25 protein-coding genes are annotated in these 22,378 nt (G+C 65.2%); 8 read left to right on the forward strand and 17 right to left on the reverse strand.

Features of this window, described 5'->3' with window-relative positions; all coding sequences use genetic code 11:
- Positions 1 to 32: 32 nt before the first annotated feature.
- Positions 33 to 914, forward strand: a complete 882-nt coding sequence (yddG, locus tag AC1Q6Z_RS34720; protein ID WP_492650692.1) for an aromatic amino acid exporter YddG — start codon at positions 33 to 35, stop codon at positions 912 to 914.
- Between the two features lie 2 nt (positions 915 to 916).
- Here the strand turns inward: yddG and AC1Q6Z_RS34725 are convergent, their stop codons facing one another.
- Positions 917 to 1,339 (reverse strand): cupin domain-containing protein, encoded by a 423-nt coding sequence (locus AC1Q6Z_RS34725; RefSeq protein WP_492650693.1) that lies wholly within the window; start codon positions 1,337 to 1,339, stop codon positions 917 to 919.
- Positions 1,339 to 2,109: a hydroxyacylglutathione hydrolase gene (gene gloB, locus AC1Q6Z_RS34730; protein ID WP_492650694.1), complete on the reverse strand. Its 771-nt coding sequence runs from the start codon at positions 2,107 to 2,109 to the stop codon at positions 1,339 to 1,341. Before gloB ends, AC1Q6Z_RS34725 begins: the two co-directional genes overlap by 1 nt.
- A 90-nt stretch (positions 2,110 to 2,199) precedes the next feature.
- Here gloB and AC1Q6Z_RS34735 point away from each other — a divergent pair, with 90 nt between their 5' ends.
- Positions 2,200 to 2,949 carry a class I SAM-dependent methyltransferase gene (locus tag AC1Q6Z_RS34735; RefSeq protein WP_256121401.1) on the forward strand — a complete coding sequence of 250 codons (750 nt, stop codon included), beginning with the start codon at positions 2,200 to 2,202 and terminating at the stop codon, positions 2,947 to 2,949.
- 64 nt (positions 2,950 to 3,013) lie between these two features.
- Positions 3,014 to 3,943, forward strand: coding sequence for a prephenate/arogenate dehydrogenase family protein (locus tag AC1Q6Z_RS34740; RefSeq protein ID WP_435269212.1), 930 nt, complete (start codon positions 3,014 to 3,016; stop codon positions 3,941 to 3,943).
- Here the strand turns inward: AC1Q6Z_RS34740 and AC1Q6Z_RS34745 are convergent.
- Positions 3,940 to 4,947 (reverse strand): DUF2125 domain-containing protein, encoded by a 1,008-nt coding sequence (locus tag AC1Q6Z_RS34745; protein WP_492650695.1) that lies wholly within the window; start codon positions 4,945 to 4,947, stop codon positions 3,940 to 3,942. The genes AC1Q6Z_RS34740 and AC1Q6Z_RS34745 overlap by 4 nt on opposite strands.
- 84 nt (positions 4,948 to 5,031) lie before the next feature.
- On the opposite strand from AC1Q6Z_RS34745, the gene AC1Q6Z_RS34750 reads away from it, so the two are divergent.
- Positions 5,032 to 5,583, forward strand: a complete 552-nt coding sequence (locus AC1Q6Z_RS34750) for a gamma-glutamylcyclotransferase (RefSeq protein WP_492650696.1) — start codon at positions 5,032 to 5,034, stop codon at positions 5,581 to 5,583.
- Here the strand turns inward: AC1Q6Z_RS34750 and AC1Q6Z_RS34755 are convergent, their stop codons facing one another.
- The 4 genes from AC1Q6Z_RS34755 to ftsE form a co-directional block, all read right to left on the reverse strand.
- Positions 5,584 to 6,375: a lysophospholipid acyltransferase family protein gene (locus tag AC1Q6Z_RS34755; protein ID WP_492650697.1), complete on the reverse strand. Its 792-nt coding sequence runs from the start codon at positions 6,373 to 6,375 to the stop codon at positions 5,584 to 5,586.
- Between the two features lie 77 nt (positions 6,376 to 6,452).
- Positions 6,453 to 7,094, reverse strand: a complete 642-nt coding sequence (locus AC1Q6Z_RS34760) for a YdcF family protein (protein WP_492650709.1) — start codon at positions 7,092 to 7,094, stop codon at positions 6,453 to 6,455.
- 145 nt (positions 7,095 to 7,239) lie between these two features.
- On the reverse strand, positions 7,240 to 8,247 hold the full coding sequence (locus AC1Q6Z_RS34765; protein ID WP_492650698.1) for a cell division protein FtsX: 1,008 nt from the start codon (positions 8,245 to 8,247) through the stop codon (positions 7,240 to 7,242).
- Positions 8,240 to 8,902 (reverse strand): cell division ATP-binding protein FtsE, encoded by a 663-nt coding sequence (gene ftsE / locus AC1Q6Z_RS34770; protein ID WP_256121406.1) that lies wholly within the window; start codon positions 8,900 to 8,902, stop codon positions 8,240 to 8,242. The genes AC1Q6Z_RS34765 and ftsE overlap by 8 nt, the downstream gene beginning before the upstream one ends.
- A 197-nt stretch (positions 8,903 to 9,099) precedes the next feature.
- Between ftsE and AC1Q6Z_RS34775 the strand changes: the two genes are divergently transcribed.
- The 3 genes from AC1Q6Z_RS34775 to AC1Q6Z_RS34785 all read left to right on the forward strand — a co-directional run bounded on the left by AC1Q6Z_RS34775 (position 9,100) and on the right by AC1Q6Z_RS34785 (position 10,804).
- The gene (locus AC1Q6Z_RS34775; RefSeq protein WP_492650699.1) at positions 9,100 to 9,765 is read left to right on the forward strand and encodes a hypothetical protein; all 666 of its coding nucleotides are present in this window, start codon (positions 9,100 to 9,102) and stop codon (positions 9,763 to 9,765) included.
- 46 nt (positions 9,766 to 9,811) lie between these two features.
- Positions 9,812 to 10,360 carry a hypoxanthine phosphoribosyltransferase gene (gene hpt / locus AC1Q6Z_RS34780; RefSeq protein ID WP_256121408.1) on the forward strand — a complete coding sequence of 183 codons (549 nt, stop codon included), beginning with the start codon at positions 9,812 to 9,814 and terminating at the stop codon, positions 10,358 to 10,360.
- A gap of 84 nt (positions 10,361 to 10,444) precedes the next feature.
- Positions 10,445 to 10,804, forward strand: coding sequence for a response regulator (locus tag AC1Q6Z_RS34785; RefSeq protein ID WP_319324192.1), 360 nt, complete (start codon positions 10,445 to 10,447; stop codon positions 10,802 to 10,804).
- Here the strand turns inward: AC1Q6Z_RS34785 and AC1Q6Z_RS34790 are convergent, their stop codons facing one another.
- The 4 genes from AC1Q6Z_RS34790 to argH all read right to left on the reverse strand — a co-directional run bounded on the left by AC1Q6Z_RS34790 (position 10,805) and on the right by argH (position 16,528).
- A complete protein-coding gene (locus tag AC1Q6Z_RS34790; RefSeq protein WP_492650700.1) occupies positions 10,805 to 13,435 on the reverse strand; it encodes a TIGR02302 family protein in 2,631 nt (876 codons plus the stop codon).
- Positions 13,436 to 13,542: 107 nt separating this feature from the next.
- Positions 13,543 to 14,811: a diaminopimelate decarboxylase gene (lysA, locus tag AC1Q6Z_RS34795; protein WP_492650701.1), complete on the reverse strand. Its 1,269-nt coding sequence runs from the start codon at positions 14,809 to 14,811 to the stop codon at positions 13,543 to 13,545.
- A 22-nt stretch (positions 14,812 to 14,833) separates the two neighbouring features.
- A complete protein-coding gene (gene lptM, locus AC1Q6Z_RS34800; RefSeq protein ID WP_319324196.1) occupies positions 14,834 to 15,019 on the reverse strand; it encodes an LPS translocon maturation chaperone LptM in 186 nt (61 codons plus the stop codon).
- Positions 15,020 to 15,124: 105 nt separating this feature from the next.
- A complete protein-coding gene (gene argH / locus AC1Q6Z_RS34805; protein ID WP_492650702.1) occupies positions 15,125 to 16,528 on the reverse strand; it encodes an argininosuccinate lyase in 1,404 nt (467 codons plus the stop codon).
- A 23-nt stretch (positions 16,529 to 16,551) separates the two neighbouring features.
- Between argH and tlpA the strand changes: the two genes are divergently transcribed.
- Positions 16,552 to 17,232 (forward strand): thiol:disulfide interchange protein TlpA, encoded by a 681-nt coding sequence (gene tlpA, locus AC1Q6Z_RS34810; protein ID WP_492650703.1) that lies wholly within the window; start codon positions 16,552 to 16,554, stop codon positions 17,230 to 17,232.
- A gap of 4 nt (positions 17,233 to 17,236) precedes the next feature.
- Here tlpA and AC1Q6Z_RS34815 read toward each other — a convergent pair whose 3' ends face one another.
- The 6 genes from AC1Q6Z_RS34815 to AC1Q6Z_RS34840 form a co-directional block, all read right to left on the reverse strand.
- Positions 17,237 to 18,259, reverse strand: coding sequence for a sulfate/molybdate ABC transporter ATP-binding protein (locus AC1Q6Z_RS34815; protein ID WP_492650704.1), 1,023 nt, complete (start codon positions 18,257 to 18,259; stop codon positions 17,237 to 17,239).
- Positions 18,256 to 19,152: a sulfate ABC transporter permease subunit CysW gene (gene cysW / locus AC1Q6Z_RS34820; RefSeq protein ID WP_492650705.1), complete on the reverse strand. Its 897-nt coding sequence runs from the start codon at positions 19,150 to 19,152 to the stop codon at positions 18,256 to 18,258. The genes AC1Q6Z_RS34815 and cysW overlap by 4 nt, the downstream gene beginning before the upstream one ends.
- 2 nt (positions 19,153 to 19,154) lie before the next feature.
- Positions 19,155 to 19,976 carry a sulfate ABC transporter permease subunit CysT gene (gene cysT, locus AC1Q6Z_RS34825; protein ID WP_492650706.1) on the reverse strand — a complete coding sequence of 274 codons (822 nt, stop codon included), beginning with the start codon at positions 19,974 to 19,976 and terminating at the stop codon, positions 19,155 to 19,157.
- A gap of 77 nt (positions 19,977 to 20,053) precedes the next feature.
- Entirely contained in the window at positions 20,054 to 21,037 is a 984-nt protein-coding gene (locus AC1Q6Z_RS34830) for a sulfate ABC transporter substrate-binding protein (RefSeq protein ID WP_492650707.1), read from the reverse strand.
- Between the two features lie 142 nt (positions 21,038 to 21,179).
- Positions 21,180 to 22,052, reverse strand: a complete 873-nt coding sequence (locus tag AC1Q6Z_RS34835; RefSeq protein WP_256121418.1) for a 3-hydroxybutyryl-CoA dehydrogenase — start codon at positions 22,050 to 22,052, stop codon at positions 21,180 to 21,182.
- Positions 22,053 to 22,198: 146 nt separating this feature from the next.
- The coding region (locus AC1Q6Z_RS34840) for an electron transfer flavoprotein subunit alpha/FixB family protein (protein WP_492650708.1) at positions 22,199 to 22,378 on the reverse strand (180 nt) is incomplete at its 5' end.

Genomic DNA, 22,378 nt, shown 5'->3' on the forward strand with positions numbered 1-22,378 from the left:
CCCCGTCGGAAAACCGGCGGGAGTGATCGGCCTTGAAGACGCGTGCAACCCTCATCGGCTTTTCGGCGATCCTCATGTGGGCGCTGCTGGCGCTCTTCACCGCCGCCTCGGGCAAGATGCCGCCCTTCCAGCTTTCCGCCATCTGCTTCCTGATCGGCAGCCTGCCCGGCCTCGTCGTGCTCGCCGCAAGGCCGCAGCGCATCAGACTGCTCCGGCAGCCGGCAAAGGTCTGGATCACCGGCATTCTGGGCCTGTTCGGCTACCACTTCCTCTATTTCACGGCGTTGCGCAACGCGCCGGCCGTCGAGGCCGGCCTCATCGCCTATCTCTGGCCGCTGCTGATCGTCGTCGGCTCGGCGCTCTTGCCGGGCGAAACGCTGAAGTGGAACCATGTCGTCGGCGCCGTGCTCGGCCTCGGCGGCACGGTCCTCATCGTCGGCCGCAACGGCTTTGCCTTCGACGAGGCCTATCTCGTCGGTTATGGCGCGGCCTTCCTCTGCGCTTTCACCTGGGCCGGTTATTCGCTGATCACCCGCCGCTTCGAGGCCGTCTCGACCGATGTGGTGACCGGCTTCTGCCTCGCCACCTCGCTGCTGTCGCTCCTCTGCCATGTGATGCTGGAAACCACCGTCTGGCCGCAAAGCAATTTCGAGTGGTTCGCCGTCGCCGGTCTCGGCCTGCTGCCGGTGGGGGCCGCCTTCTATGCCTGGGATTTCGGCGTCAAGAACGGCGACATCCAGATCCTCGGCGCCGCAAGCTATGCCGCGCCGCTGCTCTCCACCTTCATGCTGATCCTCACGGGGTTCGCCGAACCGTCCTGGCGCATCGGCCTCGCCTGCCTGCTGGTAACGGGCGGCGCGGTGCTCGCCGCCAAGGACATGATCCTGCGCAGGCGCGCGACGGCCCCGGTCTGAGCTCAGTCGCCAGGCACCCAGCCGGGCGGCGCCATCTCGAAAGACGAAAAGACGAAGCCGGGCGAGACCGTGCAGCCGACCAGCGTCCAGTCGCCGAGCGGCTCGGCCGCCTGCCACCAGTTTGCCGGAACGATGAGCTGCGGCCGCTCGCCCGCCGCTAAATCGGGTCCGAGCACCTGCACCTCGGCCGGGGCCTTGCCGTCGCTCAGCGACAGCGCCAGCGGCCCGCCCGCATAGTGGTGCCAAATCTCCACGGCATCCTTCACCCGGTGCCAGTGCGAGCGCTCGCCCTTTTCCAGCAGGTAGTAGATTGCCGTCGAGTGTCCGCGCTCGCCGCCATCGGCATCCCTGAAGGTCTGCACATACCAGCCGCCCTCCGGATGCCGCTCCATGCCGAGCCGGGCGATGATCTCTTCGGGCGCCATCAGAACCGATCCTTGCGCGCCCGGATCTCGGCAAAGACCTCGGCGTCGCTGGCCGTCTCAAGGCCAAGATGGCGACGGATCGCCGGGTCAGCGGCGCGCAGGAAGGGATTGGTCGCCTTTTCCAGCCCGATCGTCGTCGGCGCCGTGAAGGCGCCTTGCGCCCGCAGCGCCTCGATCTCGGCGACACGGCTGAGGAGCGCTGCATTCTCCGGATCGACGGTCTTTGCGAAGCGCGCATTGGACAGCGTGTATTCGTGGCCGAAATAGACGGTGGTCTCGTCCGGCAGGGCAGCGAGTTTTGTCAGCGAGTCCCACATCTGCGCCGGCGTGCCTTCGAAAAGCCTGCCGCAGCCGAGCGCAAAAAGCGTATCGGCGGCAAACAGCAGCTTTTCCTCCGGCAGGTAAAAGCAGATATGCCCCAGCGTATGGCCCGGCGTCAGGATGACCTCGACGCGGCGGCCGGCGAAGTCAAAGCTGTCGCCGCCATCTACCTTTTGATCGATGCCGGGAATGCGCGGCGCCTCGTGCGCCGGCCCGATGATCGTGACGCCGAAGCGCTCCTTCAGCGCCAGGTTGGCCTCGACATGGTCGTTGTGGTGATGGGTCGTGAAAATATGGCTGAGCGTCCAGCCGCGGCGCGACAGCGCATCGAGGATCGGCTGTTCCTCCGGCGCATCGATGCTCGCGGTCGCGCCCGTCGCCGGGTCATGCAGCAGCACGCCGAAATTATCGCTGCGGCAGGGAAAGAGGTCGAGTTCGAGCGAAGCCATGGCGCAATCCTCATCTATCGGTCGGGCGGTCGGCGGGAATGTAAGGCAATCGGCCTTGAAGTCCACCGGCCTATCGCTCACATTCAAGCCATGCATGCCGATATCGTCGACCTCCGCGAATTCTACCACTCGTCGCTTGGCCGCCTGGCCGATCATTCGATCGCCATGGCGCTCGCCTCGCTCTGGGCGCGGCTGCCGGACGAGCGGCTGGTGGGGCTCGGTTATGCCGTGCCCTATCTCGAACGCTTCCGCGCCGATACCGAGCGCACCTTCGCCTTCATGCCGGCCGGCCAGGGCGCGGTGAACTGGCCGCCGAGCGAACTTTCCTCCACGGCGCTGGTTTTCGATGAGGAGCTGCCGCTGCCGGACGCTGCCGTCGATCGCATCCTGATGGTGCATTCGCTGGAATTCGCGGAAAACCCGCGCGAGACCATGAAAGAGCTCTGGCGCGTGCTGGCGCCAGGCGGGCGGCTCGTCATCGTCGTGCCGAACCGCCGCGGTGTCTGGGCGCGCATGGAGCACACGCCCTTCGGCTCCGGCCGGCCCTATTCGCGCGGCCAGCTCACGGCGCTGCTGCGCGAGACCAATTTCACGCCCGGCGCCAGCGCCGAAGCACTGTTCTTCCCGCCCTCGAAACTGCGCAGCGTGCAGAAACTGCGCGGCGCCTTCGAGCGGCTGGGGCGCATGCTCTGGCCAATGTTTTCCGGCGTCATCATCGTGGAGGCGCAGAAACGGCTGTATCAGGGCCTGCCGGTCGCCGCCCGCGCCTCGCGCCGCGTCTTCGTGCCGGTGCTGGCGCCGCAGGGCGTGCCGACGACGCGCGAGCGCGCGCCGCGCTGATCCCCTCGACAAATGTTGAGCCGCCCGTTAATCCGGGCCGGAGCGGCAAAGAAGGGCGGCGGACATGACGGACGGACATTTCGACAAGATCACGCTGATCGGCATCGGCCTCATCGGCTCCTCCATCGCCCGGGCTGTGAAGGCCAAGGGGCTGGCAAAGACCGTCACCATTTCCAGCCGCAGCCAAGAGACGCTCGACCGCGCCCGTGAGCTGGACCTCGGCACCGACTATGTGCACGACGCCGGCCAGGCCGTCGAAGGCGCCGACCTGATCGTCGTCTCGGTGCCTGTCGGCGCCTCGGGCAAGGTGGCGGAGGAGATCGCCCCCCACCTGAAGCCCGGCGCCATCGTCACCGACGTCGGCTCCACCAAGGCCTCGGTGGTGGCACAGATGCTGCCGCATATTCCGAAGAACGTGCACTTCATCCCCGGCCACCCGCTCGCCGGCACCGAACATTCCGGCCCCGACGCCGGCTTCGCCGAATTGTTCCAGGGCCGCTGGTGCATCCTGACGCCGGTGCACGGTACGGACAAGGACGCCAAGCGCAAGCTCGCCGCGTTCTGGGAGGCGCTCGGCTCGAAGGTCGACGAGATGGACACGGAGCACCACGACAAGGTGCTCGCCATCGTCTCGCACCTGCCGCACATCATCGCCTACAACATCGTCGGCACGGCCGATGACCTGGAGACGGTGACGGAATCGGAAGTCATCAAATATTCGGCCTCCGGTTTCCGCGACTTCACGCGTCTGGCGGCCTCGGACCCGACCATGTGGCGCGACGTCTGCCTGCACAACAAGGACGCGATCCTCGAAATGCTGTCGCGCTTTTCCGAGGACCTCGCCTATCTCCAGCGCGCAATCCGCTGGGGCGACGGCGAAAAACTCTTCGACCTCTTCACCCGCACCCGCGCCATCCGCCGTTCGATCATCGATGCCGGCCAGGATACCGCCGCGCCGAACTTCGGCCGTCCGGTCGCGGATAAGAAAGGTTAGAACGGCGGGATGAAGGCGATCGGGAAGAGGCCGAGATAGACGGTCCCGTCCTGGACGTTGAGTTTCACCACCGCCCGGTCGCCACCCTTCGACAGGCCCTCGATGACCTGCGCCACCTGCGCCGCCGTCTCGGCAATCTCCGGAAACGCCGCGGAAATCCGGTCACGCCAGACCGTGATGCCGGCAATGTCGAGATCGAGCGTGCCGGAAAGATAACCGTCGTCGCCCACCTTGAGCGGGCCGGAGAGTGCCGCGACCTTGCCATCGCCGAGGTCGAGTGACAGGCGGCGCAGCTCCACGCTTGCGCCGAGCGGCACGTCGGCCGGCGGGCCTTCGGTGGAAATCCATTTCGCCGCATCGGCAACCGTCATGTCGACCGTGACGTCGAGTGGCGGCAGCACGCGGTCGCCGAGATCGAGCGACAGCGCATCGAAGGAGGCGGCAACGTCGAGCGCTTCGCCGGACTGGCGGATATGCTTTTCGCCATGCGCGGCGGCAACGCCGATCGAGACGGCTTCCGACGGCACATTAAGCCGGCCCTTCAGCCCGTCATAGACGACGGAAGCGCGGTCGAGCCCGTTCGTCCAGGCGACGGCGCTGGCGCGCAGCAGGTCCCAATCGGCATCGAAGACGAGATCCGGCGTGACGCGCACCTGCGCCGGCCCGTCGAGCTCGACGACGGCATGGCCCGGACGATAGACCTGGGCGGCCGAGCGCAGCGCGCCGAACGTCGCCGACAGGCCCGTCGGGCGATCGTCGATGCCGACCGTGTCGCAGAACAGGCCGATGCGGAAGGGAAAGCCACGGACGGAAAGATTGCTGCAGGAAACGGAATGCAGGCCGGCGGCCGACGCTGAGAGCTGTTGCGTCAGCGTGTCCTTCAGCCAGCTTGCGGCATAGAACCATCCGCCCGTATAGAGCGCAACGACGAGAACGACGGCAATGGCGAGCCGAACGAGTTTGCGCGAGACGCCGGACGTGCCGGCGTGGCTTGACGATGCCATGTTGTTCTCCAATGGTGGCGATGCGATTTGCCCGCAAAGGCGTCAAAGCCGGCAATTGCGGCGGCTTTTAGAGAAACGGCAGAAGTGACGGTGGATATGAACGAATTCTGGGTCTTTGGCTATGGATCGCTGATGTGGAACCCGGGCTTCGAATTCGAGGAGCGGCAGCCGGCCCATCTTTTCGGCTTCCGCCGGTCGCTCTGCGTGCGCTCCTGGGTGCACCGCGGCACGGAGGAGAAGCCCGGCCTGGTTCTCGGCCTCGATTACGGCGGCTCCTGCCGCGGCGTCGCCTTCCGCATCGCGCCCGAAAACCGCGATGCCGTCGTCGATTACCTGCGCGAGCGCGAACTGGTGACCCATGTCTACAAGGAGCGCACGCTCTCGGCGATGCTCGGCGGCGGCCGCCGCGTCACGACACTCGCCTACATCATCGACCGCGCCCACCAGCAATATGCCGGCTCGCTCTCCGTCGACGAGGCGGCCTCGACCGTGAGTGCGGCGGTCGGAAAATCCGGCCGCAACATCGACTATGTGCGCAACACGCTGGCGCATCTGCGCGAAATGGGCATCCGCGACCATTGGCTGGAAGATGTCGGCCGAGCCGCGGACGATCTCCACGCCCGCCTGCCGGTCTGATCAGGCCGCCGCATGCGCCTTCAGTTCCGCTAGCCGCTGCTCGGCGGTCGGCGGCAGGGGGAGGTTCGGGTTTGCCGCCGCCGTCTCGATCAGCAGGCGGTCGCTCGCCGTTTCCATGACGTCGATGAGATGGGCGAGGAAGGCATCCGGATCCATGCCCGGCGCGATCGGCGGCAGGATGCGCACCTTGAAGCGGCCAGGATAGCGCATGGCCTTCCGCCGCGGCCAGAACAGGCCCGGATGCATGACGACCGGCACGACCGGCACCTGGAGGTCACGATAGAGCCGGGCGATGCCGTATTTGTATTCCGGTGGCGCACCCGGCGGACGGCGCGTGCCTTCCGGATAGATGATGAGCTGCCGGCCGGAATTCATCTCGGCCTTGGTGCGTTCCATCACGGCGGCCATGACCTTGCCGCGCGCGCTGCGATCGACCGGCACCATGCGCTGCTTCTTCAGATACCAGCCGAACAGCGGGATCCAGGTCAGCTCGCGCTTGAGGATATAGAAGGGATCGTCGAGCCAGGGCAGCAGCGCATAGGCATCCCAGAACGACTGGTGTTTCGGCGCGAAAATGTACCCACCCGTCGGGATGTTCTCCAGGCCCTCGATCTCGAAGGTCGTGCCGACGATCTTGTCGAAGAGCCAGTGATTGCTCCTCGCCCAGTTCTTGGCGATGCCATAGGCCTTCTTGCGCGGCAGCAGGAAATAGGCCGGCGTCATGACGATCATCTGCACGATGAGGTTGATGTAGAAGGCGGTGTTGAAAAGCACGGAACGAAGGACGATCATCGGGCAGCCTGTGAGGGGGACGCGTCCTTTCGCCCTACACGATATTGCCGGGCGGGGAAACTCCCGTCGCTGCGATCTCAGTGCGCCGAAAGGCCCGCCACGTCGCCGCGAAGACCGGACCAACTGCGCGCGCCCGCCAAGGCCCGGATCTGCGCGGCGCTGTATTTCAGATATTCCGACAGCATGGCCTTCACGACGCCGGGTTCGCGCAGCCAGTTACCGTTCTTCAGGTCGGAATTGACCACCGGATAGGCGATGAATTCTGTCTGCGGATCGGCGACCCTCAGCTCCAGCAGGCTGCGCGGCATGTGGTAATTGTTGGTAACGACGAGCACCCGGCGGAACTGGTGATCGCTGATCCAGCGCGCCGTCTCGTTGGCATTGCCGATCGTGTCCACCGCCTCGTAGCCCATGTCGACGCAGCATTCGAAGAGCGCGGACGAGCTCTGCGTGAGCTTGCGGATCTGGTTGCCGCTCGTCGTGGGGTTCACGCCGGAAATCAGCAGCCTTTGGCCGGCACCCTGCTTGAGCAGGCCGATTGCGCGGTCGATGCGCTGGTAACCGCCGGTCAAGACCACGATGGCGTCGGCCTTCGGGTCGCGCGGCGCTTCGAGGGCCGCGACCGTCTCGGCGAAATAGAGGAAGCCGCCGATGCCGGCGACGGCGGCGATCAGGATCAGCGCCAGGACGACGCGCACGACGAGCCGGGCTGGGCGCATGCGTCGGCGCCGCCCCTCCCCGTCAGACCGGATGCCCTGCGGCAGTCCCGGTTTTGCCCGTTCCAGCGCGTTCATGATTCCGTCCATAGACCCGGATTGCGGCAAGCGATAGTCCGCTTCGCGGCGATGGTTCGTCTCATCTCGGTCATTGGTCGGGCAGCTGGTCGGTTCGCGACGGGTCGGAGCGGATGAGGTCGATTTCGTGGATCGTGCGCATCACCGTGAAGCGGGCCGTCAGCGTCGTCAGCACCGCGATGACGACGATGGTCGCGGCAATGCCGAGATAGCCGGTGAACCCCATGGAAAATGTGCCGAACAGCGCGGTGGCCTGGTCGCTCTGGGGGGTGGCGATCGAGCGCCCCTGCCAGAAGCTGGCGACCGCGAAAAACAGGGCCGCGAGAAAACCGCCGGCAACCGAGCCCTTGAGGCTGATCTTCAAAAAATGTTTCTGGAATTCGGAGGCGACGAAGCCGGCCTCCGCGCCGACGAAATGCAGCACCTCGACGATATGCCGGTTGCCCGAAAGCGCGCCGCGCGTGGCGAAGACGACGGTCAGCACCATGGCGGAAAAGACCAGCACCAGCACGCCCGTGCCGATGAAGGCGGTGGTGCGCGCCATGGCGACGAGGCGATCCACCCAGGTGCGGTGGTCGTCGAGAAACGCCGTCGGGACCTTTTCCGCCAGTGCCACCCGCATTGCCGCGAAATCCGGCGGGCTTTGCTCGTCGATAGTGACGATGACGAGACGGGGCACCGGCAGCTCGTCGATGTTGAGGCCCTCGCCGAGCCAGGGTTCGAGCAGGCGCGCCGTCGCCGCCTTGTCGACGATGGTGCCGTCACGGGTGCCGGAGAAGGTGAGCGCGAGGTCGCGCACGTCCTTCAGCGCCTGCTCCATGTCGAGCGCATCGTCCGGCTTGATCTGGATGGTGACCTCGCGGGAGATCTGGCTCTGCCAGCTCGCGGCCGTGGCGCGCACCATGTTGACCGCGCCGAAGGTGAGGCAGGCGAGGAAGGCCATGATGGCGATGACCAGCATCAGTGCGTTGCCGGAGACGTTCGACGGCGGCACGATGGGTGCGGTCGGGCGCACGCGCATTTCCAGCCGGCGGGCGGGCCGGGCGTCCTGGGCGGTTTCCTGGGGAGCGTCAGTCATAGATGTCGAGCCGTCCCTGCGAGAGGATCATGCGCCGCGCCTCGTCCACCTGGTCCATCAGCGACAGATCATGCGTGGCGATCACCACGGCCGTGCCGAGCCGGTTCAATTCCAGGAAGAGGCTCAGGAGCCTGCGCGCCATCGGCGGATCGACATTGCCGGTCGGCTCGTCGGCAAGCAGCAGCTCGGGCCGGTCGATGAGCGCGCGCGCGATGGCCGCGCGCTGCTTTTCCCCGCCGGACAGGACCGCGGGCAGCACATTGATTCGCTCGCCGAGCCCGACCCATTTCAGGAGTTCCAGCACATCGGCGCGATAGCTCGATTCCTCCTTGCCGCGCACGCGCAGCGGCAGCGCGACATTCTCATAGGTCGTCAGGTGATCGAGCAGGCGAAAATCCTGGAAGACGATGCCGATGCGCCGGCGCAGCATCGGCAGCTCGTCGCGCGGGATCGTCGAAATCTCACGGTCGAAGGTGCGGATGATGCCGCGCGTCGGCTGGAGCGACAGGAATAGCAGGCGCAAAAGCGTCGTCTTGCCGGCGCCGGACGGCCCTGTCAGGAACTGGAAGGACCGGCGCGGAATATCGAAGGTCAGGTCGCGGAGGATCTCCGGCCCCATCCCGTAGCGCAGTCCGACATTCTCGAAATGAATCAATGGCCAATCCGGTTCTAGAAGCGGTTACCTGAACCGCGATTCGCTATCGTAGCGCAGGTCGCACAGGAAAGCGGCTCTTTCACGGTCGGGTTTCCGAAGCATTAACCAGTATGGTTTACGTTTCGTAAGGATTTCATTCAATGCCCGACTTTTCGCCCCTGACTTTGCGCGGAAAGCCGGCCAAGCGGGAGGTCGCGATGAACGCCTTCAGAGCGAGACAACAGGCAAAAGGCCGGATCGATCTCCTGCCGCCCGAACCGAAGACGCCTGCCAAGAAGCCGCGGTCCCAGGCGCGCTGCGAAGTGATCGACGTCGATTTCGTCGTCATCCGGAACGGCCCGGCGCGCACCTCCAACGACAACCACCGCCCGATTCGCCCTGTACCGCTGCGCCCTGCCTCACGCCACCTGCTGGTGCGCGCCGGCGCGGCAGGCGCCCGGCTCTGCGAGGCCGGCCTGCAGCTTCTCTCCGGCCGCGCCTTTGCCGGCCTCGTCACCGCGAGCTTCATCTTCGTCTTCGCCTATGCCGGCGGCCTTTCGGCGCTGAAGGCGGCCCTTCCGACAGGCGAGCCCGGCGCGGCGCTTCGCGTGGCCGACGTCACGGCGACGGTCGATGACCAGAACGGCATGAAGGTGCTGTCCGTCTATGGCCGCGTCGAGAATGTCGGCGATGGCGTGGAGGCTGCCCCGCCGGTGGACATCCTCGTCGGTGGTGCGGGTGAAACACCGCGCCGCGTCGTCCTTGACGGCAACACGATCGGGGCCGGCGGCAGCGAAAACTTCGCGCTGCGCATTCCGCACGGTGGCGGAAAAGTGCCGAAAGTCACGGTTTCCCTGGTGCCCGAGGGTGCACCGGTCAACTGACTGTGCTAATCGGCTCCTTTGACGCCACCCAGGGAGCCCCCTCGCGATGCATATTGTCCGCGGAAAAAAGATCGAAACGCTCTATGACGCCGGGCAGATCGCCAAGCGCAACGAAGAGCTTGCGGTCCAGATCGCCGGCGGCCCGACGAAGGACCTTCTCGTCATCGCCGTTCTCAAGGGCTCGTTCATCTTCGCCGCCGACCTGACCCGCGCGCTGCATGCGGCAGGCCTTGCGCCGGAAGTCGAGTTCATCACACTGTCGAGCTATGGCACCGGCACCGTCTCGCAGGGCGTGAAGGTGGTGAAGGACATCGATTCGGACGTCACCGGCCGCGATATCCTGCTGATCGACGACATCCTCGAATCCGGCCGCACGCTGACCTTCGCCAAGGAACTGATGTACGAGCGCGGCGCGCGCAACGTCACCATCGCCGTGCTGCTCGACAAGCGCGAGAAGCGCAAGACCGACCTGGAGGCCGACTATGTCGGTTTCGAATGCCCGGATTATTTCGTCGTCGGCTACGGCATGGACGTGGCCTACGCCTTCCGCGAACTGCCCTTCGTCGGCATCGTCACGGGCGACGCCGACGCCTAACTGCAAATTCCGCCAGCCGCCGTTTACCGATCGACAAGGAAAGTCTGGTCTTTTCATTGCCGAACGGACCGAACAGGGGAACCGATGGCGAAGATTCTGATCACCGAAGACGAGGATTCGCTGCGCGTCTTCGTCGCGCGCGCCTTGCGGCTGGACGGCCATGAGACCGTCGAGGCGCCGGATGGCGCCGCCGGGCTCGACGCCCTGACGGCCGGCGGCTTCGACCTGCTGCTCTCCGACATCCGCATGCCCGTGATGGACGGCATCGAGCTCGCCCACAAGGCCGCCGCCGCCCACCCGGCGCTGAAAATCCTGCTGATGACGGGTTATGCCGAACAGCGCGAACGCGCCGACGACCTCGCGTCGAAGATCGTCGACGTGGTGAGCAAGCCCTTCAGCCTGCCGGATATCCGCCGCGCTGTCGCACAGGCTTTGGCAGCCTAATCACCGAATCCCGAGCAGCCGCTCCAGATAATCCCGCTCGAAGCCGGGCGCCGCACCGGTGCCGAGCCGGCGGCGGATCTCGTCGAGGATTTCACGCGCGCGCTGGATGTCGATCTCTTCCGGGATCTTCGTCGGGCCGCCGAAATCGGGGCCTTGCCCGTTGACAGGGCGCTCGCGGCCGAGCGGATCGCGCCCGTTGCGGCCGGCCTGCGGAATGCCTTCGCCGGGTCCCTGACCCTGGCCCTGCCCCATGGCCTGCATCTGGCTCATCATGTTCTGTGCGCCCTGGCGCAGCGCCTCCAGCGCCCGGCCCTGGCTGCCGACGGCCGATTCGCCCTGGCCTTCGCCAAGTGCCTCCGATGCACCCTTCATCTCACGGCCCGCCTGGCCAAAGCCCTCGCCTGGCTCCATGCCCATGCCCTTCAGCGCTTCCTGCACCTCGCCGAGCTGTTTGCCCAGCGCATCCTGCTGCTCCTGAAGCTTCTTCAGCGCCTCGCGAAGCTGTTCGGCCGTCATCTGGTCGGTCGGCTGCTGGCCGGCGCCGTTGTCGCCCTGCTGTTGTTGCTGCTGCTCGCCTTCCTCGCCCGGCATCGGGTCGCCGCGCTGCTGGCGGTCGCGCAAGGCCTGGTCAAGCTGGAAGGTCTGCTCCATCAGCTGCTGCTGTTTCTGCATCAGCTCGCCGAGCTTATCCATCTGCTGGCGCATGGCATCGTTCTGCTGGCCCTGCTGCCCCTGTTGCGGGCGGCCGGCCTGCAGGTTGTTCATCATGCGCTGGAGCTCGGACAGCATCTGCTGCGCCTGGTCACGCGCGCCGGAACGGGCCAGATTCTCGATCTGGTCCATCATGCGCTGCAAGTCCTGCTGGCGCAGGATCTGGCCCTGCTGCTGGGCATTCTGCTGCATCTGGCCGTTCTTGGCGGCCTGGCGGGCAAGCTCCTGCATATAGGCTTCCATCGCCTCGCGCAGTTCCTTCATCAGCGCGGCGATCTCCTCGTCGGGGGCATTGCGCTCCAGCGCCTCGGACAAGGCCTTCTGCGCCTCGCGCAGGCGCCGGTCGGCGAGCGAAAGATTGCCGTCCTCGATGCCGAGCGCGATCTCCCAGAGATAATCCGCCGTCTCGCGCATCTGGTCGTCCGTGCGTGAAAGTTTCATGCGCGCGGCGGCCGATTGCAGCAGCAGGTAATGCGTGAGGTTCGGAATCGTCTCTTCCGGCCGCATGGTCAGCGCCTCGTTGAGCGCGATCGCATAGAGCAACTGGTTGGCATCGAGCGCAAAGACCTGCCGCTGTTCGGCGACGGCGGCGGCGAGCGGCTCGAAGAAATTCTTTGCCGGCAGCACCATCTCGACCGGCTGGCTGCGCCCCTCCTGCCCCGCCGCATCCTTGGCGACGAGCGTGATCTTCACACGCTTGCCGGAAAGCGGATGTTCGGAGAGGTTGCGGCTCGTCGTGCCCTTGGCATCGCGCGCGCTGCGACGCGGCAGGTCGAGCCGATATTCCGGCAGCGGATAGAGCGGCCGGGCATCCTTCTGCGCCTCGACAGGCACGATCTCCGCATGGGCTTCCTGAAGGCCATAATCATCCTTGGCGATGAAGCTGATCTCCAGCGCCGCGGCCACGGTCTGTTTCGGAATGCCGTCGAAGGCGATTTCCGGCACGCGGTCCGGAATGACCGTGAAGGCCCAGGTCCGGCCATCGACCGAAAGCGTGCCGTCCTTCAGGATCTTGTAATGCAGGGTCTTGGCGCCGTTGGCGACCGCGACCGGCACCTTCGCCTCGGTCTTCGCGCCTTCCGCCTTCTCGTCCTTCGGCTTTTCTTCCTCGATGGCGGTGGCAGCGGTCTCGCCGGCCACCTGGTAGCTCACCTGCTCGTCGCCGCTGCCGCCCGTGACACGCACGGTCAGCTCGCTGAACTGGGGAATGCGGATCTCGCCCTTCGCCGCCTCGCTCGGCTGGCCCTGTCCGTTGCCGGTGAGGAAGACGGGCGCGCGCGACGTATGCGCCGGCGGCGTCACCCAGGCATCGATGCGCACATCGGGCGCGGATTCGCTGGGCGCGCGCAGCGAAACGATGTCCGCGAGCAGGCCGCCGCGGTTGGAATAGGAGAAGGCAAAGGCGATGGCGAGGAGGAGCACCGGCACGGCGCGCAGCGCGTGGCGGTCATGGCGGGCGATATCCGGCTCCGGAGCGCCGGTGCGCAGCGTGCCGATCAGACGCGCCATGCGGGCCTGGTGCTCGCGCCAGAGCGCCTGCGCAAAGGCATCGCCACCCGCCGGCCTGTCGTCCTGCACGCGGATCGCCTGGTGGGCGAGCGCGTTGCGCGTCTCCAGCATGCGATCGGCATTATCGACGGACGGCCAGACGATGCCGCGCAGGCGGAAAAGCAACCAGACAAGGCCGAGCGCGAAAATGGCGAGCGTCGCGATATGGAGCCAGGCCGGCACATGGCGGAAATAACCGAACCACGTCAGCGCCAGAAAGCCGGCGACGAGCAGCAGGATCGGCAGCACGCGCGGGGCGAGTGCTTCCAGGTAGAGGATGGTCCGGGCGGCAAGGCGTTTGCCCGCAAGCCGACGGGCCAGCGGATTGCCGCTCGCCGCCGTCTCGCGCTGCCGTTCCGTGTCAATCGCCATCGGTCGCCGCTCTCCGCTGCAGGTTGTCACGGCTAAAAGATAACATGCTTTGTGGCGAAGACGAGGGCACGCGCAAAAACGTGATCACGTTCCCGTGCGGGATTTCCTCAGGCGAGCCAGTTCGGCAGCGAGTCGAGCCCGATCAGGTCGTCATAGGAAAGCCGCGGGCGGACGACGTGGAACTCGGCCCCGTTGACCAGCACTTCCGGCACCAGCAGGCGGCTGTTGTAGGTGCCGGCCTGCACCGCGCCATAGGCGCCGGCCGAGCCGACGGCAATCAAATCGCCCGGCTTCGGCTGCACCATTTCGCGGTCCTGCGCCAGATAATCGCCCGTCTCGCAGACCGGGCCGACCACATCGGCGCGGATGCGCGGGGCGCTCGCGGCGGAAAGAACGACCGGCTGGATCTCATGCCAGGCCTCGTAGAGCGTCGGGCGAATGAGATCGTTCATCGCCGCATCGACGATGACGAAGGTCTTCTCGCCGCCATCCTTCACGTAGATGACCTCGGTGACCAGAATGCCGGCATTGCCGACGATCAGGCGCCCGGGTTCCGTGACGATCTTGCAGTTGAGGCCCTTGAGCTGGTTCTTGACGATCTCCGCATAGGCATCCGGCAGCGGCGGCGGGGCGTTGTCCGTCTTGTAGGGAATGCCGAGGCCACCGCCGACGTCGACATGATCGATGCTGTGGCCATCGGCGCGCAGCGTATCGACCAGTTCGCGCAGCAGCTTGAAGGCATCCTCGAAGGGTTGCAGCTCGGTGATCTGGCTGCCGATATGCATGTCGATGCCGGTCACCTGGATGCCGGGCAGGCTCGCCGCGTGGCGATAGACGGCACGCGCGCGCTCCCAGGAAATGCCGAACTTGTTTTCCTTCTTGCCGGTCGAAATCTTGGCGTGGGTGCGCGCATCGACATCCGGATTGATGCGGAAGGAGACGTGGGCGACCTTGCCGGCCTTCACGGCGCGGGCATTGAGGATTTCGAGTTCCGGCTCGGATTCGACGTTGAAGCAGTAGATGCCCACCTCAAGCGCCAGATCCATCTCGCGCGGCGTCTTGCCGACGCCGGAGAACATGATGCGGGACGCCGGAACGCCCGCGGCAAGCGCCCGGCGCAGTTCGCCTTCCGACACCACATCGATGCCGGCGCCGAGCTTAGCGAGCGTCTTCAGCACCGCCTGGTTGGAGTTCGCCTTCATGGCGTAGCACACCATGGCGTCGACGCCATCGAAGGCCTTGGAGAAGACCTTGTAGTGGCGCTCCAGCGTGGCCGTCGAATAGACGTAGAAGGGTGTGCCGACCGCCTTGGCGATGTCCGGAACGGGCACGTCCTCCGCATAGAGGATGCCGTCGCGATGCTCGAAATGGTTCACGGGTCTTGTCCGTTTAAAACAACTAGAGAAGGGGGTCGAGGATGAAGGGCTTGTCTTCGACCTGCTCGACCTTCTTGCCGTCGATGGTCTTCACGACCGGTTTTGCGCCGCCCGGCAGGTCGAGATCGCCCTTGCGGCCGCAGGCGGTGAGGACCGCTGCGGAAAGGCAGAGCACGAGCGTGAGCCTGCCGATATCGATGCGTGTCATGAGGCGTTCCCTGGAATTGCCGGTGATCGGGTGGGCACCATCCTTAGCGAATTCGCCAAGTCTTGTGCACCCTGATTCTGCTGATGAGTCCTGCAAGCAACCTGATCAGTTCCGCTGCCGCCACCAGGCGATCTGCTTCCTGACTTCCGACGGTGCCGTGCCGCCAAAACTCTTGCGGCTGGCGACCGAGGCCTCGACCGTCAGCACGTTGAAAATGTCGGCAGTGATCGAGGCATGGATCGCCTGCAGATCCTCCAGCGACAGTTCCGCAAGGTCGCAGCCCTTGCTCTCGGCCAGCGCCACGGCGCGGCCCGTCACATGGTGGGCATCGCGGAAGGGCAATCCCGCCTCGCGCACCAGCCAGTCGGCAAGGTCCGTCGCGGTGGAGTAACCGGAGCCGGCTGCCGCCTTCATCTTGTCGGTGCGGATGGTCATGTCGCGCACCATGCCGGTCATCGCGGCAATGGCCAGCTCGATGCTTTCGGCGGCGTCGAAGACCTGTTCCTTGTCTTCCTGCATGTCCTTGGAATAGGCGAGCGGCAGGCCCTTCATGACGGTCAGAAGCGCAATCAGCGAGCCGTTGATGCGGCCGGTCTTGGCGCGCACCAGCTCGGCGGCGTCCGGGTTCTTCTTCTGCGGCATGATGGAGGAGCCGGTCGAAAACGCATCCGACAGGCGGATGAAGCCGAACTGCGGCGTCGACCAGATGACGATCTCTTCGGCCAGGCGCGACAGGTGGACCGCGGCGATCGCCGTGATCGACAGGAATTCCAGCGCGAAATCGCGGTCCGACACGGTGTCGATCGAGTTGCGCGTCGGCTCGCGGAAACCGAGCGCCTTCGCCGTCATATGGCGGTCGATGGCATAGCCGGTGCCGGCGAGCGCTGCGGCGCCGATCGGGCTCTCGTCGAGATGCTCGATGGCATGGCGCACGCGCTGGCGATCGCGACCGAACATTTCCACATAGGCCATGCAATGGTGGCCAAAGGTCACCGGCTGGGCCGTCTGGAGATGGGTGAAGCCGGGCATGACGGTTTCGGCATGTTCTTCCGCGCGGTCGAGGAAGGCGGCGATCAGGCCCGTCAGCGCCTTCTCGGTCTTTTCCAGCTCTTCCTTCACCCAGAGGCGGAAGTCGAGCGCCACCTGGTCGTTGCGCGAGCGGGCCGTGTGCAGGCGGCCGGCGGCCGGGCCGATCAGCGTCGCAAGCCGGGCTTCCACGTTCATGTGAATGTCTTCCAGCCGGCGCGAGAACTCGAACTGGCCGCTTTCGATCTCTGACAGGATCGTGTCGAGACCGTGAACGATCTTTTCCTTATCGTCCGCCGAAATGATGCCCTGATGGGCCAGCATTTCGGCATGCGCCTTTGAGCCGCGGATGTCCTGGGCGTAAAGCTTCTTGTCGAAGCCGATGGAGGCATTTATCTCCTCCATGATCGCATCCGGCCCGGAGGCGAAACGGCCGCCCCACATCTGGTTCGAGGATTTCGTCTCGGAAGTGCCGTCAGCCATGGGTGCCTGTCCTGGAGAATGAAATGACATTGAAGAAGACATTCGGCCTGCCCGCCACGAAGCTGATCGCCATCGCGGGACTGGCCGGACTTCTCGCCGGTGGTGCAGCGATATACGTGAAGGAAAGCCTGTCTGGCAATGGCGCGGGCACCGTCGCCTCCGCCGATCCCGCCGCCTGCGCCGCCGCCAGCGCCAAGGCCGAAGCGATCACGCCCTTCTCCAAGGGCCAGGTCGCCGCCATGCGCACGGTCGACGAACACCGCCCGCTGCCCGACCTGATCTTCGACGGCCCGGATGGCAAGAAGAAGACAATTGCCGACTTCGCCGGCAAAACCCTGCTCGTCAATCTCTGGGCGACCTGGTGCGTGCCCTGCCGCGAAGAAATGCCGGCGCTTAACGCGCTGGAAAAGGAGCTCGGCAGCGACAAGTTCGAGGTCGTGGCGATCAACATCGACACCGGCGACGACGAGAAGCCGAAAACCTTCCTCACGGAGACCGGCGTCAACGAGCTCGGCTATTACCGCGATGCCTCGATGGGCGTCTTCAACACGTTGAAGAAGGAAGGCCTCGCCTTCGGCCTGCCCGTGACGCTGCTGATGGACGAAAAGGGCTGCCTGATCTCCGCCATGAACGGCCCCGCCGCCTGGGATAGCGAAGACGCCAAGGCGCTGATCAACGCCGCGCTGGCGACGCCGAAGAGCTGAGGCGTCAGGCGGTCGCGTAGACGCGCGGCCGGCGGATATCGATGAAACCCTGCTCGCCCTTGCGATGGGGGAATTCCGGCGCCGTATCGAATTCGACCGGCTGGCCGCTGCCGGTCATCGCCAGCACGCGACGGGAATCTGGCCGGTCGATGACGCGCAGGATCCTTGCGGCAATGCCGTGCCCGTCCTCGCGCCAGGTGACATCCGCCGGGCGGAACAGGATCTGCCCGCCGCCATCCGCCACGCCGCCCGCCTCGAAGGCAATATCGTCGACATAGGCCTTGCCGCCGCGGATATCGGCATCGAGCCGGTTGGCATCGCCCAGGAAGTTCATCACGAAGGCATTGGCCGGCGTGCGGCAGACGGCCTCCGGCGTGCCCTCCTGCACGATCTTGCCCTTGTCGAGGATGACGACGCGGTCGGCGAGGTCGAGCGCCTCTTCCTGGTCGTGGGTGACGAAGATGGTGGTTATGCCGAGTTCGTCGTGGATTTTTCGAAGCCAGCGGCGGAGGTCCCGGCGCACATTGGCGTCGAGCGCGCCAAAAGGCTCGTCCAGCAGCAGCACACGCGGATCGACGGCGAGTGCGCGGGCCAGCGCCACGCGCTGGCGCTGGCCGCCGGAGATCTGCCCAGGGAAACGATCCTTCAGGCCGCCGAGCTGCACCAGGTCGAGCAGTTCCTTGACCCGTTCGGCGATGGCTTGCGGCGAACGTTTCACCTTGGAGACCTTCATGCCGAAGGCGATGTTTTCGCCGACCGTCATGTGCGGGAACAGCGCATAGTGCTGGAAGACGAAGCCGACACCGCGCTCGCGCACCGGAATGTCGGTGGCGTTCTCGTCGCCGAAATAAATCGCGCCGCCATCGGCATATTCGAGACCGGCGACAATGCGCAGGATGGTCGTCTTGCCGGAGCCGGAGGGACCGAGCAGCGCGACCAGCTCGCCGCTTTCGATATCGAGCGAGACGCCGTGCACGGCGCGGAAGGTCTCGAACGTCTTGACCACGTTGTCCAGGCGGATCTTCAAGGTTTTGTCTCCGGAATGATGCTGTCGGCGCCGGCGAGTGCCGTCGGACGCTGCACGCGGCCAGCACCCTGCCGCTCCAGCGCCACCTTGGCGATGAGCGTGACGATGGCGAGGCCGGCGAGGATGGATGCGGCGGCAAAGGAGCCGGCCGCGTTATAGTCGTGATAGAGCAGCTCGATATGCAGTGGCAGCGTGTTGGTCTGGCCGCGGATATTGCCCGAGACGACGGAGACCGCGCCGAACTCGCCCATGACGCGCGAATTGCACAGCACCACGCCGTAGAGCAGCGCCCATTTGATATTGGGCAGCGTCACGGAGATGAAGGTGCGCCAGCCGCTGGCGCCCAGCGACGTCGCCGCCTCTTCGAGATCGCGCCCCTGCGCCTGCATCAGCGGGATCAGCTCGCGCGCGACGAAGGGTGCCGTCACGAACATGCTGGCGAGCACGATACCCGGCAGCGCGAACAGAATCTTGATCTCCATCGATTGCAGCGCCGGACCGAAAAGGCCCTGCAAGCCATAGACGAAGAGATAGGAGACGCCTGCAACGATCGGCGAGACCGAGAAGGGCAGCTCGATGATCACGGTCAAGAGCCGCTTGCCGCGGAAATCGTGTTTGGTGATCGCCCAGGCCGCCGCCACGCCGAAGGCCGTGTTGATCGGCACGGCAATGAGCGCGGTGATGACGGTGAGCATGATGGCGTGGCGCGTATCCGGATCGGCGATCGATTCGCCGAAATAGACGATGCCCTTGGAAAAGGCTTCGACGGCGATGACGACAAGCGGGGCGACGATCATCAGCCCGACGAGCACGAGCACGATGCCGAGCAGCACGCCACGAAAGATCCTGTTGTCGCCGACGCGGGGCGGCTTGCCCTTCCTGTTATGCGCCATCGTCAGCCCCTCGCCGTGTAGCGCAGGGCGCGGGCCTGCATCACGTTGGTGATGGCGAGCATGACGAAGGCCGTCAGCAACATGACGGAGGCGATCGCGGCCGAGGCCGGATAGTCATATTCCTCCAGCCGGATGAAGGCGAGCAGCGCGGTGATCTCCGTCGAGAATGGCTGGTTGCCGGCGATGAAGATGATGGCGCCGAACTCGCCGAGGCTGCGCGCGAAGGAAAGCGACACGCCGGCGAGCAGCGCCGGCGTCAGCAGCGGCAGGATGACGCTGACGAAGATCGAGAGATCACTGGCGCCGAGCGTCTGCCCCGCCTCTTCCAGCGCCGGGTCGAGCTCTTCCAGCACCGGCTGCACCGTGCGCACGATGAAGGGGATGCTGGTAAAGCTCATCGCGACGATGATGCCGAGCGGCGTATAGGCGACCTTGATGCCGAGCAGCGACAGCGGCCCGCCGAACCAGCCGTTCGTGGCAAATAGCGTGGTGAGCGCGATGCCCGCGACCGCCGTCGGCAGCGCGAAGGGCAGATCCACCAGCGCATCGACGAGGCGACGGCCGGGAAAACGGTAGCGTACCAGCACCCAGGCGAGCGACAGGCCGAAAAACAGGTTGAACACCGTCGCGGCCAGCGCGCAGAGCACGGTCACTCGGTAGCTGGCAAAGGCGCGGTCGGACGAGATGATGCGCCAATAGTCTTCCGGCCCGAGGCTCGCCGCCTTGAAGACGAGCGCGGCCAGCGGCAGCACGACGATGATGGCCACATAAAAGAGGGTTATGCCGAGCGCGAGCGGCAAACCGGGCAGTACACGCCGTCTCACAACGTGCGTTCCTTTCTCATACCACAACCGGCGAGCCTGAGCCCGCCGGTTGCCGGAAAAACAATGGCTGTGGACGATCAGCGGCTGCCGTAGATCTTGTCCAGCGTGCCACCTTCAGCAAAATGCTCCTCGGAAATCTTCTTCCAGCCGCCGAAGACGTCGTCGACGTTCACGAGGCGGATTTCCGGGAACTGGTCCTTGAACTCGGCGGCGACCTTTTCGTCATGAACGCGGTGGCCGAATTCGGCGGCGATCTTCTGGCCTTCCGGCGAATAGAGGAAGTCGAGATAGGACTTGGCGAGATCACGGCTGCCCTTGGCGTCCGCCACCTTGTCGACGATCGCGACCGGGAATTCGGACAGCAGCGAGACCGAGGGAACGACGCTTTCGAACTTGTCCTGGCCATACTGCTTGGCAATGCCCTTGGTCTCGGCCTCGAAGGTCACGATCACGTCACCGATCTCACGCTCGACGAAGGTCGTCGTCGCCGCACGGCCGCCCGTGTCGAAGACCGGCACGTTGTCGAAGATCTTGGTGACGAATTCTTCGACCTTGGCCGGATCGTCCTTGAAGGCTTCCTTGGCGTAGGCGGTGGCGGCGAGATAGGTGTAGCGCGCGTTGCCCGAGGTCTTCGGGTTCGGGAAGATGACTTTCACGTCGTCACGGGCGAGGTCCGACCAGTCCTTGATGTTCTTCGGGTTGCCGGCGCGAACGAGGAACGACGGGAAGGAGTAGAAGGGCGAGGCATTGTTCGGGAATTTTGCCTGCCAGCCTTCCGCGACGAAACCGTTCTTCGCCAGGAAATCGATATCGGTCACCTGGTTGAAGGTCACGACGTCGGCTTCGAGGCCTTCGACGATGGCGCGCGCCTGCTTGGAGGTGCCGCCATGCGACTGGTCGATGGTGACGCCGGGATGCTCCTTGATGAAGGCTGCGTTCTCCGCCTCGAAGAGTTCGCGCGCCACGTCATAGGAAGCATTGAGGAGCTTGTCGGCGGCATGCGCGGAGAACGGCTCGGCGAGGCCGAGGAGAGCCACGCCGAGAAGGAGCAAACGTTTCATCTGGAAAACCCCGAATGTGAAATTGAATTCGGGCAGACAATAGCGACCGGCCGGTGGCGATCCGAGACATGGGCCTGTCGCCACCGGGGCGGCAGGCGAAACATTTTTCCCTGAAAGGCAGGCTTGGCGGAATCTCCGCCGCTCAGCGCGTCGGGATCGGAACCTCGCCGCGATAGTCGTAGAAACCGCGGCCGGACTTGCGGCCGAGCCAGCCGGCTTCGACATATTTCACGAGCAGCGGGCACGGGCGATATTTCGAGTCGGCGAGCCCGTCATGCAGCACCTGCATGATCGAAAGGCAGGTGTCGAGGCCGATGAAATCGGCCAGCTGCAGCGGCCCCATCGGGTGGTTGGCGCCAAGCCGCATCGCCGTGTCGATGGCTTCAACCGAGCCGACGCCTTCATAAAGCGTGTAGATCGCCTCGTTGATCATCGGCAGCAGGATGCGGTTGACGATGAAGGCCGGGAAATCCTCGGCGACGGTGATCGTCTTGTCGAGCTTGGTGACGAATTCCTTGGCGGCCGAAAAGGTGACTTCCTCGGTCGCGATGCCGCGCACGAGCTCCACCAGCTTCATCACCGGAACCGGGTTCATGAAGTGGATGCCCATGAAGCGCTCCGGCCGGTCGGTGGCCGAGGCAAGGCGGGTGATCGACAGCGAGGACGTGTTGGTGGCGAGGATCGCTTCCGGCTTCAGCACGGAACAGACCAGGCCGTAGATCTTGCGCTTGACGGTCTCGTCTTCGGTCGCCGCCTCGATGACGAGGTCGGCATCGGAGAGATCGTTGATGTCGGAAGAGCCCTTGATCAGCGCGAGCGCCTTCTTGCGCTCCTCGTCGTCCATCTTGCCGGAGGAAACCTGGCGGGCGAGGTTGCCGTTGATCGTGGCGAGCCCGGCCTCGATGCGCTCCGGCGACAGGTCGTAGATATGGACCTTGTACCCGGCCATGGCCGAGACATGCGCGATACCGCACCCCATCTGGCCCGCACCCACAATACCGACGTTCTTGATCATAGCGCCAACCGCCTCGTCACACAGTCTGCACCTCTAGGCGCAGGCAAAAAAACACCGGGCCGGTCGAGCCGGCCCGGTGAAGTGATAAAGGGACGCGACGTATATTTCCAGTGAAATCATCGTCGCAAAGCCAGGCCCTTGCCGGCTCAGAGCGCCTTCTGCAACTCCGGCAGCGCCTCGAAGAGATCGGCGACGAGCCCATAGTCGGCGACCTGGAAGATCGGCGCCTCCTCGTCCTTGTTGATCGCCACGATCACCTTGGAATCCTTCATGCCGGCGAGATGCTGGATGGCCCCCGAGATGCCGCAGGCGATGTAGAGCTGCGG

The organism is Shinella sp. GW835-FHT14H05 (assembly GCF_058793575.1).

Coding starts and splice junctions, on each gene's coding strand:
- AC1Q6Z_RS34725 (WP_492650693.1), bottom strand. CDS start 1,339: ATGGCGCCCGAAGAGATCATCGCCCGGCTCGGCATGGAGCGGCATCCG.
- gloB (WP_492650694.1), bottom strand. CDS start 2,109: ATGGCTTCGCTCGAACTCGACCTCTTTCCCTGCCGCAGCGATAATTTC.
- AC1Q6Z_RS34735 (WP_256121401.1), top strand. CDS start 2,200: ATGCATGCCGATATCGTCGACCTCCGCGAATTCTACCACTCGTCGCTT.
- AC1Q6Z_RS34740 (WP_435269212.1), top strand. CDS start 3,014: ATGACGGACGGACATTTCGACAAGATCACGCTGATCGGCATCGGCCTC.
- AC1Q6Z_RS34745 (WP_492650695.1), bottom strand. CDS start 4,947: ATGGCATCGTCAAGCCACGCCGGCACGTCCGGCGTCTCGCGCAAACTC.
- AC1Q6Z_RS34755 (WP_492650697.1), bottom strand. CDS start 6,375: ATGATCGTCCTTCGTTCCGTGCTTTTCAACACCGCCTTCTACATCAAC.
- AC1Q6Z_RS34760 (WP_492650709.1), bottom strand. CDS start 7,094: ATGCGCCCAGCCCGGCTCGTCGTGCGCGTCGTCCTGGCGCTGATCCTG.
- AC1Q6Z_RS34765 (WP_492650698.1), bottom strand. CDS start 8,247: ATGACTGACGCTCCCCAGGAAACCGCCCAGGACGCCCGGCCCGCCCGC.
- AC1Q6Z_RS34775 (WP_492650699.1), top strand. CDS start 9,100: ATGAACGCCTTCAGAGCGAGACAACAGGCAAAAGGCCGGATCGATCTC.
- hpt (WP_256121408.1), top strand. CDS start 9,812: ATGCATATTGTCCGCGGAAAAAAGATCGAAACGCTCTATGACGCCGGG.
- AC1Q6Z_RS34785 (WP_319324192.1), top strand. CDS start 10,445: ATGGCGAAGATTCTGATCACCGAAGACGAGGATTCGCTGCGCGTCTTC.
- AC1Q6Z_RS34790 (WP_492650700.1), bottom strand. CDS start 13,435: ATGGCGATTGACACGGAACGGCAGCGCGAGACGGCGGCGAGCGGCAAT.
- lptM (WP_319324196.1), bottom strand. CDS start 15,019: ATGACACGCATCGATATCGGCAGGCTCACGCTCGTGCTCTGCCTTTCC.
- argH (WP_492650702.1), bottom strand. CDS start 16,528: ATGGCTGACGGCACTTCCGAGACGAAATCCTCGAACCAGATGTGGGGC.
- tlpA (WP_492650703.1), top strand. CDS start 16,552: ATGACATTGAAGAAGACATTCGGCCTGCCCGCCACGAAGCTGATCGCC.
- cysW (WP_492650705.1), bottom strand. CDS start 19,152: ATGGCGCATAACAGGAAGGGCAAGCCGCCCCGCGTCGGCGACAACAGG.
- AC1Q6Z_RS34830 (WP_492650707.1), bottom strand. CDS start 21,037: ATGAAACGTTTGCTCCTTCTCGGCGTGGCTCTCCTCGGCCTCGCCGAG.
- AC1Q6Z_RS34835 (WP_256121418.1), bottom strand. CDS start 22,052: ATGATCAAGAACGTCGGTATTGTGGGTGCGGGCCAGATGGGGTGCGGT.